Annotated in this window: 17 protein-coding genes; 14 read left to right on the top strand and 3 right to left on the bottom strand. The window is 31.5% G+C overall.

What is annotated here, in order from left to right:
- The first annotated feature begins 2 nt into the window (after positions 1-2).
- From alaS to AC1EJ5_RS02875, 8 genes are read left to right on the top strand one after another with little or no spacing between them, the layout of a single operon-like run.
- Positions 3-2,621, top strand: a complete 2,619-nt coding sequence (gene alaS, locus AC1EJ5_RS02840; protein WP_479814409.1) for an alanine--tRNA ligase — start codon at positions 3-5, stop codon at positions 2,619-2,621.
- A 3-nt stretch (positions 2,622-2,624) separates the two neighbouring features.
- Entirely contained in the window at positions 2,625-2,885 is a 261-nt protein-coding gene (locus AC1EJ5_RS02845) for an IreB family regulatory phosphoprotein (RefSeq protein ID WP_223420350.1), read from the top strand.
- Positions 2,878-3,297, top strand: a complete 420-nt coding sequence (ruvX, locus tag AC1EJ5_RS02850; protein ID WP_311486224.1) for a Holliday junction resolvase RuvX — start codon at positions 2,878-2,880, stop codon at positions 3,295-3,297. Before AC1EJ5_RS02845 ends, ruvX begins: the two co-directional genes overlap by 8 nt.
- Positions 3,290-3,532: a DUF1292 domain-containing protein gene (locus tag AC1EJ5_RS02855; protein ID WP_311480398.1), complete on the top strand. Its 243-nt coding sequence runs from the start codon at positions 3,290-3,292 to the stop codon at positions 3,530-3,532. The genes ruvX and AC1EJ5_RS02855 overlap by 8 nt, the downstream gene beginning before the upstream one ends.
- Positions 3,522-3,962, top strand: a complete 441-nt coding sequence (locus tag AC1EJ5_RS02860) for a Fur family transcriptional regulator (RefSeq protein WP_223420353.1) — start codon at positions 3,522-3,524, stop codon at positions 3,960-3,962. The genes AC1EJ5_RS02855 and AC1EJ5_RS02860 overlap by 11 nt, the downstream gene beginning before the upstream one ends.
- Positions 3,962-5,638, top strand: a complete 1,677-nt coding sequence (locus tag AC1EJ5_RS02865; RefSeq protein ID WP_479814412.1) for a ribonuclease J — start codon at positions 3,962-3,964, stop codon at positions 5,636-5,638. Before AC1EJ5_RS02860 ends, AC1EJ5_RS02865 begins: the two co-directional genes overlap by 1 nt.
- Positions 5,625-6,263 (top strand): O-methyltransferase, encoded by a 639-nt coding sequence (locus tag AC1EJ5_RS02870; protein ID WP_223420355.1) that lies wholly within the window; start codon positions 5,625-5,627, stop codon positions 6,261-6,263. The genes AC1EJ5_RS02865 and AC1EJ5_RS02870 overlap by 14 nt, the downstream gene beginning before the upstream one ends.
- Complete coding sequence (locus tag AC1EJ5_RS02875; RefSeq protein ID WP_479814414.1) at positions 6,253-7,488, top strand: peptidase U32 family protein; 1,236 nt, start codon at positions 6,253-6,255, stop codon at positions 7,486-7,488. The genes AC1EJ5_RS02870 and AC1EJ5_RS02875 overlap by 11 nt, the downstream gene beginning before the upstream one ends.
- 35 nt (positions 7,489-7,523) lie before the next feature.
- Here the strand turns inward: AC1EJ5_RS02875 and AC1EJ5_RS02880 are convergent, their stop codons facing one another.
- Positions 7,524-7,754 (bottom strand): elastin-binding protein EbpS, encoded by a 231-nt coding sequence (locus AC1EJ5_RS02880; protein ID WP_223420357.1) that lies wholly within the window; start codon positions 7,752-7,754, stop codon positions 7,524-7,526.
- 81 nt (positions 7,755-7,835) lie between these two features.
- Positions 7,836-9,056, bottom strand: a complete 1,221-nt coding sequence (gene pepT, locus AC1EJ5_RS02885; RefSeq protein ID WP_479814416.1) for a peptidase T — start codon at positions 9,054-9,056, stop codon at positions 7,836-7,838.
- Between the two features lie 79 nt (positions 9,057-9,135).
- Between pepT and dut the strand changes: the two genes are divergently transcribed.
- From dut to AC1EJ5_RS02915, 6 genes are read left to right on the top strand one after another with little or no spacing between them, the layout of a single operon-like run.
- Entirely contained in the window at positions 9,136-9,570 is a 435-nt protein-coding gene (dut, locus tag AC1EJ5_RS02890; RefSeq protein ID WP_479814418.1) for a dUTP diphosphatase, read from the top strand.
- A gap of 5 nt (positions 9,571-9,575) precedes the next feature.
- Positions 9,576-10,097, top strand: coding sequence for a hypothetical protein (locus AC1EJ5_RS02895; protein WP_223420360.1), 522 nt, complete (start codon positions 9,576-9,578; stop codon positions 10,095-10,097).
- Between the two features lie 57 nt (positions 10,098-10,154).
- Complete coding sequence (mutS, locus tag AC1EJ5_RS02900; RefSeq protein WP_479814420.1) at positions 10,155-12,764, top strand: DNA mismatch repair protein MutS; 2,610 nt, start codon at positions 10,155-10,157, stop codon at positions 12,762-12,764.
- Complete coding sequence (mutL, locus tag AC1EJ5_RS02905) at positions 12,764-14,545, top strand: DNA mismatch repair endonuclease MutL (protein ID WP_479814422.1); 1,782 nt, start codon at positions 12,764-12,766, stop codon at positions 14,543-14,545. The genes mutS and mutL overlap by 1 nt, the downstream gene beginning before the upstream one ends.
- A complete protein-coding gene (gene miaA / locus AC1EJ5_RS02910; RefSeq protein ID WP_479814424.1) occupies positions 14,535-15,482 on the top strand; it encodes a tRNA (adenosine(37)-N6)-dimethylallyltransferase MiaA in 948 nt (315 codons plus the stop codon). Before mutL ends, miaA begins: the two co-directional genes overlap by 11 nt.
- A complete protein-coding gene (locus AC1EJ5_RS02915; RefSeq protein WP_479814426.1) occupies positions 15,472-16,749 on the top strand; it encodes a methionine gamma-lyase family protein in 1,278 nt (425 codons plus the stop codon). Before miaA ends, AC1EJ5_RS02915 begins: the two co-directional genes overlap by 11 nt.
- A gap of 44 nt (positions 16,750-16,793) precedes the next feature.
- Here the strand turns inward: AC1EJ5_RS02915 and AC1EJ5_RS02920 are convergent, their stop codons facing one another.
- A complete protein-coding gene (locus AC1EJ5_RS02920; protein WP_479814428.1) occupies positions 16,794-17,783 on the bottom strand; it encodes a tyrosine recombinase XerC in 990 nt (329 codons plus the stop codon).
- Positions 17,784-17,964: the final 181 nt, after the last annotated feature.

Raw genomic sequence — 17,964 nt, forward strand, 5'->3', positions numbered from 1 at the left:
TAATGAAGAACTTAGGAATGAATGAGCTTAGAAAAAGCTATTTAGAATTTTTTGGAAATGAGAAAAATCACACATTATTAAAATCATTTCCTCTAACACCAATTGATGACGATACACTTTTATTAATTAACGCTGGTATGGCACCTCTTAAAAAGTACTTTACTGGTGAACTTAAGATGAAAAACAACAGAGCTACTTCTTCACAAAGATGTGTAAGAACTGGTGATATCGAAAGAGTTGGTAAAACTGAACGTCATGGTACATTTTTTGAAATGCTTGGAAACTTCTCATTTGGAGATTATTTTAAAAGAGAAGCAATTAGCTGGGCTTATGAATTTCTAACCAAAAAACTTGAAATAAATAAGAATGATCTTTGGGTTACAGTATTCCACGATGACGATGAAGCCTACAATATTTGGCATGATGAAATAGGAATGCCAGCTGAGAGAATTTTAAGACAAGGAAAAGAGGATAACTTCTGGGAACTTGAGGTAGGTCCATGCGGTCCATGCTCAGAAATTTATGTTGATAGAGGTGCCGAAAGAGCTGTTGATGAAAATGATAACCAACCAGGAAATGATGATTCTGATAGGTTCATGGAAGTATGGAACTTGGTTTTCACTCAATTTAACAAGGATAATCAAGGCAACTATACTAATTTAAGCCATCCAAATATAGATACAGGTATGGGACTTGAAAGAATTGCCATGATTCTTCAAGGAAAAGATAACATTTTCGAAATAGACGTAATGAAAGAAATTATTTCCGAAATCGAAAAACTATCTGGAAAAACATATAAGACCAATAAGGCTGATGACGTATCAATAAGAGTAATAGCTGACCACGCTAAGGCTATGACATTTTTAGTATCTGATGGCGTAATACCATCAAATGAAAAACGTGGCTATGTCTTAAGAAGACTCATCAGGAGAGCTTACAGACACGGAAAACTTCTTGGCATCGAAGGACCTTTCCTAAATAAAATCGTAGATAAGGTAATAGAAACCTATAAAGTTGAATATGATGAATTAATTACAAATATGGATAATATCCACCAAGTTATTAGCGATGAAGAAGATAGATTCCAAAGGACTATTAACCAAGGTCTTGAAAAACTAGACGATTTAATTTCTGACATGGAAAAGAACAATCAAAAAGTTTTAGATGGTAGTGAGGCTTTCAAACTTTATGATACTTTTGGATTCCCATTAGACTTAACTAAGGAAATCTTAGAAGAGAAAAACTTTGAAGTAGACGAAGTAAAATTTGAAGACGAAATGGAAAATCAGAGAAATCTTGCAAGAAATGCTAGAAAAACTGATAACAACCATAGACACGACAACATAATAACAGACCATCTTGAAAAAACAGAATTTGTTGGATATGATAACTTCGATATAAAAGCAAATATCCTTGCTATATTTGAAGATGGGGAAGAGAAATCTTCGATAAAAGCACCTGGTAAAGGTATAGTAATAAGTAATAAGACTTCATTTTATCCAGAAGGCGGTGGAGAAGTTGCTGATACAGGGTATATCAAAACTTCAGAAGCCTTAGCTAAAGTTGTTGATGTTCAAAAGAAAAATGATATTATATTCCACTATGTAGAAGTGACTGAAGGAGAACTTAGAACAGATTCAGAGGCTGAATTTGTTATCGACCTTGAAAGAAGATTAGATATTCAAAGAAATCACTCAGCAACACACTTACTTGATAAAGCTCTCAAGAACGTTTTAAAACAAGACATCAAGCAAGCAGGATCTTTGGTAGATGAAGACAAATTAAGGTTTGACTTTACCTACAACAAAGCTCTTAGCTATGAAGAATTAAGAGCTCTTGAAGATGAAATTAACGCCAAAATAAGAGAACAACTTCCTGTTAAAAAAGAATATATGGATTATAAAAAATCTGAAGAGTTAGGAGCTGTGGCTCTATTTGAGGATAAATACAAAGATGTTGTTAGAGTCGTATCTATGGGTGATTACTCAATAGAACTTTGTGGCGGTTGTCATGTAAATAACACAGCAGAAGTGTTAATATTTAAAATTAAATCAGAAACATCTGCAGCTGCTGGTGTCAGAAGAATTGAAGCTATAACCGGTAGAGCAGTTTATGAAGATTTAATCAAAAAAGAAAACACAATTAAAAATATTGCCCAAAGGCTTGACGCAAAAGTAAACAATATTTCATCAAGAATAAATTCACTAAAATCTGAAATTGAATCTAAAGATACTGAAATAAAAAGACTTAAGTCTCAGTCAAATAAAGACATATATAGTGAACTTAAGGGCAAGATTAAAAATATCAACGGAGTTAACTTACTAATTGCTAAGTTTGATAATATTAGCATTGACGAATTACGTGATTTAGAAAATAGGTTAAAGACTGAATACGATAATTTAATTATTATCTTTGCTGCAGTAACCGATAAAGTTGTATTTACAGTGTCTGTAGATGATAATTTAACAGATAAGTATAACGCTGGCAAAATTGTTAGAGAAATTGCTCAAATTACTGGTGGTAATGGCGGTGGTAGAAAGAATTTCGCCCAAGCAGGTGGAAGTGATTTATCTGCCTTAGCCAAAGCACTTGAAAGGGCTTACGAAATTATAAAGGAGTAGGGAATGACTGACAATAATAAGCTTAATGAAACTATGCTTTTCAAAAGAGAAGATATAGAAAAGAATAACATTAGAGAGATTCTTACAACAGTTTACAAGGCTTTAGAAGATAAAGGTTATAAACCAAATTCTCAAATAGTAGGATATTTACTATCTGGAGATCCAACTTATATAACCGCTCATAATAATGCCAGAAAGCTTATTAGGGCAGTTGATAGAGATAAAATTTTAGAAGAATTACTAAATAATTACATCAATGACTAGGATAATGGGACTAGATGTTGGGGATAAAACAGTAGGTGTCGCTTTGAGCGACCCTATGCTTTTAACCGCTCAACCTTTTGAAACAATAAAAAGAACTAAGGCAAAATTTGATATAGACAGGATTGAAGAAATTGTTAATGAAAAAGATATCTCATTAATAGTAGTTGGTCTTCCTAAAAATATGAATAATTCTATTGGCCCTCAATCAATGAAGGTCATGAGTTTTGTTGACCTAATTAAGAAAAGAATAGACACAGAAATTGTCTATGAAGATGAAAGATTAACTACAGTTCAATCAGAATCTGTTCTCATCGATATGGACGTTAGACGTGAAAATAGGAAAACCCATATTGATAAAATTGCTGCAAGTTTTATATTGCAAAGTTATTTAGACAGGAGTAATAATGGATAGTATCTTTTTACTGGATGAAAATAATAATGAAGTTGAATTTAATATATTAGATACATTCGGAATAGATGATAAGAATTATGCCGCCCTTGAACAAGTAGGGGATGACATGATTATGATCGTTGAGGTTTACAATACAAGTGATGTAATAAGCTTTAAAACGATTGAAGATCAGAAAGAACTAGATGAAATTATAGAATTTTATGAAGAGATGAAAAGAGAGAATGATGAACATTGAAGAAGTAAGAAAGATTTTTGAAAAAAACAACCAAAAATTCACTAAGCAAAGAGAATTGATATTTAATGTTTTAAAAAACTCTTCAGAAAAACACCTAACACCAGAACAGCTATTTTCTATAGTCCATGAGGACCATAAGCAAGTAGGTATTGCGACTATTTACAGAACTTTAAATATTTTTGAAGAGCTAGGTATAGTTAATAAACAAGAGTTTACCGATCAGGCCTACACTTATGAGATAATAGATCCAAAAAGTGATCACCACGATCATATTATCTGTACTTCTTGTGGGAAAATTCTAGAAGATGAGTTTTTATCTTTTGAAGATGTTAAAAATTCTCTTAAGAAAAATTTCGATTTTGATTTATCTTATTATTCTTTAAGGATTTATGGAATCTGTTCCGATTGTCAGAATAATAAGGAGAAATAATGACAAATGAAAAAAAATTAAGAATAATCCCAATAGGTGGATTACATGAAGTAGGTAAAAACTGTACACTGGTTGAATATGGCAACGACATGATAATGATAGACTGCGGTCTAACATTTCCAGATGAAGAAATGCTTGGAGTTGACATAGTTATCCCAGATTTTACCTATGTTGAAGAAAACAAAAATAAATTAAGAGGCATATTTGTAACCCACGGACACGAAGACCACGTAGGCGCTATTCCATATTTTTTGAAAAATGTGGATACAAACGTATATTGCTCTAAACTTACTAAGGGTCTTCTTGAAAATAAATTTAAAGAACATGGTCTAAATCCTAATAAGATTAAGATGGTCAATGTTAATAATACTGTTAAAGTTGGTAGTTTAAGCGCTGAATTTATAAGAGTAAGCCACTCTATTCCTGATGCTTGTGCTATAGCGGTAAAATCTCCAATTGGAACTGTAATATTTACAGGTGACTTTAAGATGGACTTTACACCAATTGACAATGATCCAACTGACATCCAAAGGCTTGCAGAACTTGGTAAAAAAGGAGTCCTTGCTCTATTCGCAGATTCTACAAATGTAGAAAGAGAAGGATTTTCTTTAAGTGAAAAAGTCGTTGGTGAGACTTTTGTTAAGATATTTGGACAAGCTAAATCAAGGATAATTGTTGCAACATTTGCATCAAACCTTCACAGAGTCCAACAAATAATTACCGCTGCAGAAAAATACAATAGAAAAGTTGCCCTATCTGGTAGGTCAATGCTAAATAATGTTAGGATTGCAAACGAGTTAGGTTATCTAAAAATAAAGAAAAATACCTTAATCGACATGAAAGCTATCAAAAAATATGCTGATGACGAGCTAGTAATTCTATCAACAGGTACTCAAGGGGAGCCTCTAAGCGCACTTACAAGAATGGCAAATAAAGAGCATAGACAAATTACCTTGAATGAAACAGATATGGTTATCCTATCATCATCAGCCATTCCAGGCAATGAAATGGCTATAAATACTACAATCAACAACTTGACAAAGATTGGTTGTAAGATTATTTATTCTTCACTTGCTAAAGTTCACGCTTCAGGTCACGCTTGCCAGGAAGAAATTAAATTAATGTACCAATTAATTACACCAACATACTTAATTCCTGCCCATGGTGAGATTAGACAATTACAAAAACATTCTGATATAGCCCAAGATATGGGTCAGCCAAAAGAAAATATCTTTATATGTGAAAATGGAGATATCATCGAATTTACAAAGAAGTCTGCAGGAATAAAAGGAAAAGTTCAAGCAGGAAATGTTTTAGTTGATGGATCTGGTATTGGTGATGTTGGTAATATCGTCCTTAAAGATAGAAAACACCTATCAGAAGATGGACTAATGGTTGTTTCAATTACTTTTGATAGACATACACAAGAACTTTTAGCTGGACCTGAAATTGTATCACGTGGTTTTGTTTATGTTAAAGAAAACCAAGATATAATAGAGAATGCTAAAGATGTTGTATTAAGATCAATAAATAAGTGCAAAAAACAAGATATTAAGGCTCTAAGTCAAATTAAATATCAAATTAGAGAAGATTTAAAATCTTATATTTATAACGAACTGGGTAGAGACCCAATGATTCTACCTGTAATATCAGAGATAGAAGATGGGAAATATTAATTACGAATATACTTCCCTTTTTATAGAAGATTTGCTTAACGATACTGATTTTGTAGATTTAAGAAAATATGCTATAGAAAATGATGTTCCGATTATGAATAGCCAAACCAAGGAGCTTATTATAAGCATCCTTCAAATAGCTAAGCCTAAAAAAATCTTAGAAATAGGAACTGCTATAGGTTATTCTTCACTTTGCTTTAAAAAGTACACTGGGGCAGATATAACAACTATAGAATTAGATACGGCTACAGCAGAAATCGCTAGAAATAATTTTAAAAAATATAATGTTAACGTCAATCTTATTAATGATGACGCAATGAAAGCCTTGAGAACTATTGATCAAGGCTTTGATTTTGTTTTTATAGATGCTAATAAATCAAGATATTTAGATTATTTTAAGATTACTAGCAAACTTCTTAATAAAGGTGGAATAATAATTGCAGATAATGTCTTATTTAGAGGCGAAGTTTGTAATGATGATATAATGGAAAAAAGAAAGAATACTTTAGTTAAAAGACTTAGGAATTTCCTAGCCTACATAACGGATTTAGAGGAATTTACAACATCTGTGATTCCCATAGGCGACGGGCTTACCTTAAGTGTTAGGAGAGATAATGACAGATAAAAAAGTGGAACTACTTGGCCCCGCTGGGGATTTTGAAAAATTAAAAACTGCTATTAAGTTTGGCGCAGATGCAGTTTATCTAGCAGGAGATAATTTTGGCTTAAGAGCCAATGCAAAAAACTTTAATAATGATGAATTAAAAAAAGCCGTAGCCTATGCTCATGAAAGAGGTGTTAGGGTCCATGTAACCATGAATATCATGCCTCATGATGGTGATATGGACGGTATAGTGGAATATTTAGAAAACCTTAATACAATTGGTATTGATGCCCTAATAATATCAGATCCAGGTATTTTTTCTCTTGCTAAAAAACATACTGATATTGATTTGCACATTTCAACTCAGGCATCTGTTACAAACTCTGCAACTGTTAATTTCTGGTATGAAATGGGAGCTAAGAGAATAATTCTTGCCCGTGAACTTTCACTTAAAGAAATTACAGAAATTAGAAAGAATACACCTGAAGATATGGAAATAGAATGTTTCATTCATGGGGCTATGTGCATTTCATATTCTGGTAGGTGTTTATTATCTTCATATATGACAGGTCGCGATGCAAATAGGGGAGATTGTGCTCAACCATGTAGGTGGAAGTATTCACTCCAAGAAGAAACCAGACCCGGGGAATATTTTCCAATAGAAGAAGATGGTAAGGGTGGCACTTTTATAATGAATTCTAAGGACCTTTGTTTGATTGACGAAGTAGATAAGCTAATTGAAGCTGGTATCGATAGCTTTAAGATTGAAGGTAGAATGAAGACACCTTTTTATGTGGCAACTGTAATTAGGTCATACAGACAAGTTATAGATAGCTACTATGAAGGAAACTTCAGCAAGGAAGTAAGTAAGAAATACTTTGAAGAAATTAATAAGGCTAGCCACAGACATTTTACCAAGGGATTTTTCTATAATAAACCTGATGAGAATGATCAAATTTATGGCTCATCTTCATATATCAGAAATTATGACTTTATAGGCGTAGTTATTGATTATGATAATGAATCTAAGATTGCAACAATTGAGCAAAGAAATAGGTTCTTTAAGGGAGATGAAATAGAAATTTTTGGTAATAGTAAGGACTTTTATACCCTAACTATCGATTATATGGAAGATGAAAAGGGAGAAGAAATAGAAGTAGCCAATCAACCAAAGCAAATTTTAAAAATAAAAATTGATCTTCCACTAGAAAATGGAGATATTCTTAGAAAGAAAATAGGGGACTAAAAAAGCTAGCCATTTGGCTAGCTTTTTATATTTTATTAGTCTTCAGATGGATTTTCAGAAAAATCAGCTCTAGTTCTTCTAGCTTCTGCGCCAACGTTAGAGTTTTCATCAGCTTCATCAGAGATTGATCTAAGGTTTTCTTGGTCTGGACCTAGTTTTTTATCTAGAGATTCACCGCCGGTTTCCTTATTTTCTTCTCTAATTTTTCTGTCAAGTTCTTCATTTCCTCTGTATTGATTATCATTTGAAATTTTTTGGTTTGCCATAATATCTCCTTTTTATTAATGCGTTATGTATTTCCTATACGAATATAATAACACATTTCAGGAAAATTTACAATCCTTTTCTTAGTTAGACCCCTCTATAAGTCTAATGATTTCAATAATTACTTGGCTAGCTTTTTCCATATGTTCAATAGGGATTAGCTCATATATGCCGTGGAAATTCATACCTCCAGTGAAAATGTTTGGACAAGGTAGACCCATAAATGATAATTTTGAGCCATCTGTACCACCTCTAATTGGGCTAATAAGAGGTTTGATATCTAGATTTTCCATAGCTTTTTTCGCATAATTTACTATATTCATATGTTCTTTTATAATATCACCCATATTATAATAGCTATCTGAGATTTTAATATCAATAATATCACCATATCTTTTATTTAAAAACTCAGCGTTGTTTTTAATCTCTTCTTTCATTTTTTCAAAGATTTCTCTATCATGATCACGGATAATATATTCCATCTTAGTTGTTTCAATATCACCATTAATACTTAATAGGTGAAAAAAGCCCTCATATCCTTCTGTATGCTCAGGACGCCTTACAGAACCTAATAAGCTATCAAACTCATTTGCAATGCTTATAGAGTTAATCATAGTGTTTTTAGCAGAACCTGGGTGGATAGACTTGCCATGAATAGTCACTTTAGCATCAGCAGCATTAAATGATTCATATTCTAGTTCACCGAGGATACCACCATCAATAGTGTAGGCAAAATCAGCATCGAATTTCTTTACATCGAAGCTATCACATCCAGTACCTATTTCTTCATCTGGTGTAAAGGCAATCCTAATTTCTCCGTGTTTGAAATCAGGGTTATTGACAATATATTCTATTGCGGTCATAATAGCTGCTATTCCAGCTTTATCGTCGGCTCCTAGAAGAGATTCACCCCTGGTAGTAATTAGTGTTGTTCCTTTTAATTTTTCTAGATAAGGGAAGTCTTCTACCCTTATAGATTTTGTATCATTTAACTTTATATCTCCACCTTCATATTTAATTATTTGTGGATTATCAATTTTTCCATACATCTCTGGTGATGTGTCCATGTGAGAAATAAAACCTATTTTTGGCAAGTTTTTATTAGAATTTGCAGGTATTTTTGCAAAAACAAAGCCTTCCTCATTAATGTCAGCATTTAGACCTAATTCTTCTAATTCTTTTTTTAATTCTTTTGCAAGCACTAGTTGGCCATCTGTCGATGGTTTTTGTACTTCACCTTTTTCTGGATCACTTTTAGTGTCAAATGAAATATACTTTAAAAAACGTTTTGTTATATTTTCCATATTTACTCCTTTCTAATACTATACTTTCAATTGTAAAGTGTGGCTAAAATTGGTATATTAATTTAGGAAGGTGAGTTAAATGAAAGAAAACATTTTAAAAATAAAAACTGAAGGTCAAATCCCAGCTTACGCAACAAAACATTCAGCAGGAATAGATTTATATTGCAAAAGCGACGAGGATATTATAATAAAAGCTAAAGAAACAGTCAAAATACATACAGGAGTCTATGTAGAAATTCCAGAAGGATATTTTGGGGCGGTTTACCCAAGGTCTTCAACTGGTGTTAAAAAACATCTAATGCTTGCAAATACTGTGGGTATCATTGATTCGGACTACAGGGGAGAACTTATGATTTTCTTCTATAATTACGGTGAAGAAAAACAAATTATAGAAAATGGAGACAGACTAGCCCAACTAGTTATTCAACCATATATGCAATGCGAAATACAAAAAGTCAATGATCTTGCCGATAGCGAAAGAGGCGAAGGTGGCTTTGGATCTACTGGTAAATAATCTTTATGAATAAATTTTTAAGAAAAAATAAGTATAATTTATTTTTATTTGCTGCCTTTATCTTAGTACTAATAATTCTTGGTATTTTTCTAAAGGGAAGACTAGATGATATGAATATGGCTAAATACGATAATGATATTGTGATTCTTAAGGGAAATGGTGATGAAATAAAGTCGTATTCTATAAGAGAACTTAAGAAAAAAGCTGGCAGTAAAAAAGAAGTTTATGTAAATAACGGTCTAGAAAAAGTAAAAATCGAAGGCGTTTCACTAGAGAAATTAATAGGAAGCCTTGACTATAACTTAAGAGAGAGGCCTACTATTTCAATAGAGGACACAGATGGAAATTCAAATAGATTTCCTATGTCTCTTGCCTTAGAAGTAGATAGGGTCTATTTGGTTTATAAAATAGACGGTGAGCCAATTGTCGAATACAATCCTTCTTACGGAACACTCGTTATAATTGATACAACAACTAAGAGCGCTAATAGCTGGATTACAAACGTAAAAACTCTTAATATTCAATAAATAGGCTGTTACAAAAACTGTGACAGTTTATTTTATTAAGACAAGAAAAGGTGAAATATGACTAGTAAATTTAAGTACGAAAAATTAACACCGATGTTAAGGCATTATGTAGATGTTAAAAACGATTTTAAAGATGCCCTCCTTTTATATAGGGTAGGTGATTTTTATGAAACATTTTTTGATGATGCTATAATTACCGCAAAAGTTTTGTCTTTAACACTTACAGGCAAGGAATGTGGCCATGTTGATAGGGCTCCAATGTGTGGTGTTCCTCACCATGTTATAGATACCTATGTCAATAGACTTGTAAAGAAAGGCTATAAGGTTGCCCTTTGTGATCAAATCGAAGATCCCAAGGAAGCTAAGGGCCTTGTAAAAAGAGCCATTACTAGGGTCATCACTCCTGGTACCTTAACTGATATAGAATCTTTAGAAAATAAAGAAAATAACTACCTCTTATCAATTTTTGAAAATGAATTTGGTCTTGCTATGGCATATTGCGATATTTCTACAGGTAAGCTTGTAGGTCTCGAAATAAAGACATTAAGTCAAAATATTGGCAAAAAAGCTATTGACCAGATTGAAAAAATTAATCCTTCAGAAATAGTTTTAACAAGTAATTTTAATAATGATGATATAAAAAAATACCTTAACTTGAATAATCAAATTTTTATAAACTATATTGATTTTACAACAGACTATGAAAATAGAGTTCGCACTATAAATGAGTATCTTGGCAAAGATAACCTTGAAAAAATAAAGGATAAGAGACTCATAATTGTAGCTCTAGCAAATCTCCTAGATTATATATATAAGTATTACGAGGAAAAACTCGACCATATAAATAACATTGAAGTATTAAAAATCAATGAATTTATGGAAGTTGAGGCAAATACAAGAAAAAATCTTGAACTTACAAGAAATTTATCAACTAATAATAAAGAAAATACCTTAATAAGTATCTTGGATAATGCTGATACAGTTATGGGTTCAAGGATGATACATGACTGGTTAGAAAGGCCTTTAATTGATAAGGTTAAAATTAACAGAAGGCTTGATTTGGTCGACGGTTTCTATAAGGATAATATACTTTCTAGAAATGTATCAAACCTCCTAGATAGTATCTACGATCTTGAAAGAATTCTTGCAAAAATATCTTATAAAAGAGCAAATGCTAGGGATTTAATATCTCTTAAAAATTCTCTAAGAGATATTCCAAAACTTAAGGAACTCCTTAGTGATTCAACCAATAACCTAATAAAAAATCTAGGATACAATATCCCAGATATTGATGATATCTACAAACTTATTGATGAGTCAATAGTTGATGAACCACCAATAAATATAACTGAGGGCGGCCTTATAAAATCCAACTACGATGATAGCCTAGATAAATTAAAAGAAATGGCTGATTCTGCGGAGGATAGGCTAATTAATTATGAAAATGAACAAAGAAATCTTACCGGCATTAAAAATCTTAAAGTAATTTATAATAAAAACAACGGGTATTCTATAGAAGTTACAAAGACTAATACTGATAAGGTAGCTCCGTCCTATATTAGAAAACAAACCCTCAAAAATCAAGAGAGATACACCACTGAAGAGCTTGAAAATATCTCATCAATGATTCTTAATGGCAAGGAAAAAATTAACCAATTAGAATATGAGATTTTTAACAAGATAATAGAAGTTATTTTAGATTCAACACTTAGACTTCAAAGTCTTTCTAAGATGATTGCAAATATAGATAGTTTAAATGCTTTTTCAAAAATAGCCCACAAGTATTCATACTGCAGGCCAGAAATTACCGAAGAAAATGAAATAATTATTAAGGACGGAAGACACCCTGTAATTGAGATAAATCTTGATGAGAATGAGTTTATAGCAAATGATACTAACATTGGTCAAGATAACAATCTCATCCAGATTATAACTGGGCCAAATATGGCTGGTAAATCGACTTATATGAGACAGATGGCACTTATAATAATAATGGCACAAATTGGATCTTTTGTTCCAGCTAGCCATGCTAAAATCGGTATTTGCGATAAAATTTTTTCAAGGATCGGAGCAAGTGATAATATTTCAAAGGGTGAATCTACCTTCATGCTTGAAATGAATGAAGTTTCAAATATCATTAAAAATTCAACTGAAAAATCTTTTGTAATCCTAGACGAAGTTGGTAGGGGAACAAGTTCTGACGATGGCCTAAGTATTGCTATGGCCCTTGTTGAATACTTATCCAAGCATAAAAAAGTAAAAACAGTATTTGCGACACATTTTCATGAGCTTACAGTACTTGAAAATGAACTTAATAACGTTAGAAATCTAAAGATTGAAATACTTGAAGAAAACAATAATTTGGTGTTTCTTAGAAAAATAAAAAAAGGAAAGTCTGATAGGTCTTATGGTATTGAAGTAGCAAAACTAAGTGGACTTCCAGAAGAAATACTTAATAACGCAAAAAATATCATGGAAAAACTTTCAAATGAAGATTTCTTTGATGTAAACAAAAGCGAAGAAATTAAAAATTCACTAGAAGATATTAAAGATAAGAAAATTACAGAACTTAAAAATTTAACGGACAATATTAATATTAACGAATTAACACCACTAGAAGCTATGAACCAACTTAATATACTAATTGAAAGAATTGGGGAGATATAATGTCAATTATAAAACTTGATAAAGACACAGTAGAAAAAATTGCTGCTGGTGAAGTAATAGAATCTCCTCTATCAATCATAAAAGAATTAGTTGAAAATTCAATAGATGCAGGCAGTAGAAATATTACTGTGGATATTAAAAATGGTGGTAAATCTTATATAAGAGTTACTGACGATGGTGTAGGGATTGCTAGGGAAGATATTGACTTAGCCTTTCAAAAACACGCCACTAGCAAGATTAGTAAGTTTGATGATCTCTACACAATTGCTTCCCTTGGCTTTAGAGGTGAGGCTCTCCCAAGTATCGCCTCTGTGAGTAAAGTTGTTGCTATTTCTAAGACAGAAGATTCTGAAATTGGAACAAAACTTGACCTTAGTGCAAAAGAAAATAAAAAATCTTCAATCGCTACAAATAAGGGTACAAGCATTATTGTAGAGGATTTATTCTATAATATGCCAGCTAGGAGAAAATTCTTAAAATCTGACATGGCTGAAGCTAATAAGATCAGTAAGCTGATGTATGCTTTTGCTATTGGATATAAAAATATTTCTTTTAAATATATAAAAGATGACAGGGTTCAATTTCAATCCAACCCCAGTTTGGACTTAAAGTTAAAAATTTCTGACCTCTTAGATAATCTCTTAGAGGAAAATCTCATTGAATTACACGCTAAAAATTCATCTTATAAGATAACAGGAGAGATAGGTCTTCCTAATTATTACAGGGGCAATAGGTCTATGCAATATATTTTTGTGAATGATAGACTAGTTGAAGATGAGGAAATAACAAAAATTATAGAAGACCAATATCAAGGACTTATTCCTCAAGGCAGATTTCCTGCTTTCTTTATCTTTATTTACACCGATCCCAAAAATATTGATGTAAATATCCATCCTAATAAGAAATTAGTTAAGTATTCATATGAAGATGAGCTTCTAGAATTGATTATTGATAATGTTAAAAATTTACTTAAAGCAAAGCAAGAGATTCAATCAATTAGTATCAAGGAAAATAAAAAGGATGAATTTTTAGACTTTGCTGATTATAAAGCTATCTTAGATAAGTATTCTCCAACAAATACGCTTGTCAGGGAAGACGAAGAGGCCTATAATAATGAAATAGAAGCAAAAAATTCAAAATTTTTTGACAGTAATAAAGAATTTGATTTTGAGTTTTTAAAAGAAGATGAAAAAGTAAATGAAGACTCTTTTGTAGAAGATATAGAAATACCAACATATAAGACATCTATTTTCAGAAGATATTCTATATTTGAAGATCAGGACAGGGTGTTTATACTAGATCATAGAAAAGCTCAAGAAAAAATCAAAATGAGTGAATTCCTCAAAGATTTTAAAGCTAATAAAGTTGCGAGTCAATTATTATTAGAGCCTATTAGGATGCATTTAAATAAGATAGATGTTGATAGATTTGAAACTAAACACAGTCTTTTTCAAAGATTAGGTTTTGATGTAGAGTTAATCTCTGAAAATTCTATACTTATAAGAGAAATCCCAATGATTTTCAATCAACCAGAAAACGATAAATTTTTCTACGAAATTTTAGACTTGGACAATAATATTAGTGATGAACTAATTACTAGTAGATTAAGAAAATTAGTCAAAAGTCTATCCTTCAGAAAAGGTCATAATATCAATAAAAACGAAGCTATCGAGCTTTATAAAAGTTTAATGAAGGAAGAAAATCCTTACAAAACATATGATGGTAATGCCACCATTATTTCATTAGAAGATAAAGATTTGGAGAAATATTTTGAAAGATAAGGTAATTATTATTACTGGCCCTACAGCAAGTGGAAAAAGTGATATAGCAATAAATATATCAGAAAAAATTAACGGCCAAGTTATATCAGCAGACAGTCAACAGGTTTATAGGGGTATGGATATAGGAACTAATAAGGTTTTAGATCCTTTTGTGGTCGAACATCACCTTTTAAATATTGTTGATCCTGATGAAGAATTTACTGTTGAAGATTTTAGAAAAGATTCATCAGAAATTATCTCTAAATTAAATTCAAGACATATTTTGCCAATAGTTACAGGTGGAACTGGCTTTTATATAGATTCTCTACTTTTTAAAATGAACTACGGCCAAGTAAAAAAAGATTCCAATATAAGAAATGAATTGGAGTTAATAGCTGAAAGCCTTGGTAATGACTTCTTATATAATAAGCTTAAGGAAATTGATCCCAAAACAGCCGAAAAATACCATCCAAATGAATTAAACAGAATTATTAGGGCACTTGAAATATATGAAATTACAGGCGAAAAACCATCAGAAAAACGTACAGGTGAGAGAGTCTTAAATAAAAATATTGATCCTATATTATTTTTTCTAAACTACAATGATCGACAAATATTATATGATAGGATAAATGATAGGGTAATTGAAATGATAAACCAAGGCCTAGTAGAAGAATTTAAGTATATAGTAGAGAATTTTAATCTAGATGAAAATTCTCAATCTATGGCCGCTATTGGTTATAAAGAAATTTTCCCTTATATAAGAGGTGAAATCAATCTTGATGAAATGATTAATCTTATCCAAAGAAATACTAGAAGGTATGCTAAAAGACAAATCACTTGGATGAAAAAATACCTAAATTATCCATTTACACGAGAAATAATAATGGATGACCTAAATAAAGATGATGCAACAATGATAATAGAAGATTTAATAAAGGATATATATGAATTTTAATGAAGTTTACAATAATTATAATATCGATGATAGGTATGATGACCTTATAAGAGAGTCTGAAAAAGAATTGTCTGAATTATTCAGACTCCATGAAGAAATTTCAGAATTTAATCAATTAAAGGTTATGAAAGCCTTTAACGAGAATTCTCTCCAATCATCGGACTTTTTTACCGCCACTGGTTATGGCTATGCAGATACAGGTAGAGATACATTAGAGGCAATATTTTCTTCAATATTTAAAGCGGAAGATAGCCTTGTAAGGCCTTCTATAGTATCAGGGACTCATGCCTTATCAATCGTTCTATTTTCCTTATTAAACTATGGAGATAAACTCTTATCAATAACTGATGATCCATATGATACAATGCAGCAAGTTATAGGTATAGCTGGGGATAAAAAAGGAACCTTGATAGAAAAAGGCGTCCTTTATGACAAGTTGGATCTTGATTCTGATAATAAAATCCAATACGATAAAATTAAAGAAAAAATTGATGAGAATACCAAAGTCATTCTAATTCAAAGATCAACAGGTTACACACAAAGGAGAGCCTTTACTATAGATGAAATCGAAAAAGCTGTAAAAGAAATTAGAAAGGTTTCAAAAGATGTAATTATTTTTATAGACAACTGCTACGGTGAATTTACCGAAACAAAGGAACCTATAGAGATAGGAGCCGATATCGTAGCGGGATCTCTAATTAAAAATCTTGGCGGAGGTCTTGCTATTACGGGTGGCTATATTAGTGGTAGAAAAGACCTTATAGAATATTGTGCTAATACTCTAACGGCTCCAGGAATTGGAAAAGATGAGGGTTTAAGCTTTGGTACAAATAGATTAGTAGTAGAGGGACTTTACTTTGCTCCACACGTAGTTAAAGAGGCTTTAAAAGTAGCTTTATTATTCGCAAGTGTCTTTAACAAACTAGGATATGAAGTAACACCAAAACTTGATGATCCAAGGTCTGATGTCATTCTTGCCATAAAATTAAATGATCCAGAAAAATTAAAGACTTTCTGTAAGGCAATACAAGAAGCTTGCTCTGTTGACTCAACCTTCGTACCTGAAGCCTATCCTATGCCAGGCTATGAAGATCCAGTAATTATGGCAGCGGGGGGCTTTGTAGAAGGAGCAACATCAGAATTATCTGCTGATGGTCCTTTGAGAGAGCCTTATATGGCTTACCTTCAAGGTGGACTTAACTATTACCATGGAAAACTTGCTTTAAAAATAGTCTTAAATAGATTTTCTAAAAACAATTTCTTATAAAATAAAAAAATCGTTCTAATTCTAATGTTAGAACGATTTTTAAATTAAAATTCTATGTCTGATAAAGGATTTTTATTTACAGCTTTTTTTAGATCTTCATCATCTAAGTGGGTATAGATTTGAGTTGTTGAGACTGAAGCATGGCCTAAAATATCTTTTAAGGCTCTTATATCAACATCGCCATACTTATACATTAGTGTGGCAGCAGTATGTCTGAGTTTGTGAGTAGAGTAGATACTAGTATCAAAACCTGCTTTTGCCAAATATTTGTCTATAGTTGATTGTACAGCTCTGTTTGAAATTCTTTTCTTTCTAGTGGATATAAATAGGGCATCAACACTCGAATTCCTAAGGTATTCAGATCTAATTACTATATAATTATTAATAAGGTCTTGGCAGTTTTTTGTGAGATAAACAGTTCTTTCTTTATTTCCTTTGCCTATAATATTGAATCTATCTTTATTTACATCGGATAAATCTATCGAAACAAGTTCAGAAAGCCTCATTCCGGTAGTTAGGAAGGTAAATACTATAGCAAGGTCTCTAACCCTTAGAAAAGCGTTTTTCTCTTGATTTATTGTGTCAAGCAATTTCTCTGTTTCACTTAAGGTAAGGTAAACCGGTTGCCTTTGGCTAATCTTAGGATTTCTTAGCTTATCTGCAACGTTAGTATTAATTATCTCAATTTCACTATACATATATTTATAAAAAGATTTTAGGGCTGAAATTTTCCTAGACCTTGTAGTAGCAGAATCATTCTTGTCATTGTCTAAATAAGAAAGAAATGCATAGAAGTCTTGTATTGTAAGCTTTTCAAAGAACTTGCTATCTATAAAGAAATTAACCTTATTATAATCAAAATCTTTTTTATAGATTTCTTCATTATTATTGTAAATCTTTCTAATTATTTGATATTCTATAAACATATCAAGATCATAAGCGTATTCTTTAATTGTAGATTCAGAAAGGCCCTTAATTGATTTTAAATAGTTTAAGTAATCATTTAATAATAGAGGCCTTATAAATTCTTCCATAAGTTTCTCCGTACACAATAGCATAAATTAATCCGTAAAATTTAATCGATTCTTAATTTCCTATATCTATAATAGAATTATACCTATTCTAATTCAAAAAACAAATTATTGCACAAAATAATAATTTTGTGCAATAATTTTAGTGAGTACATATCTCCTCTTTGATGCACATAAACTCTTG

This window comes from Anaerococcus sp. C0059F3 (assembly GCF_056590475.1).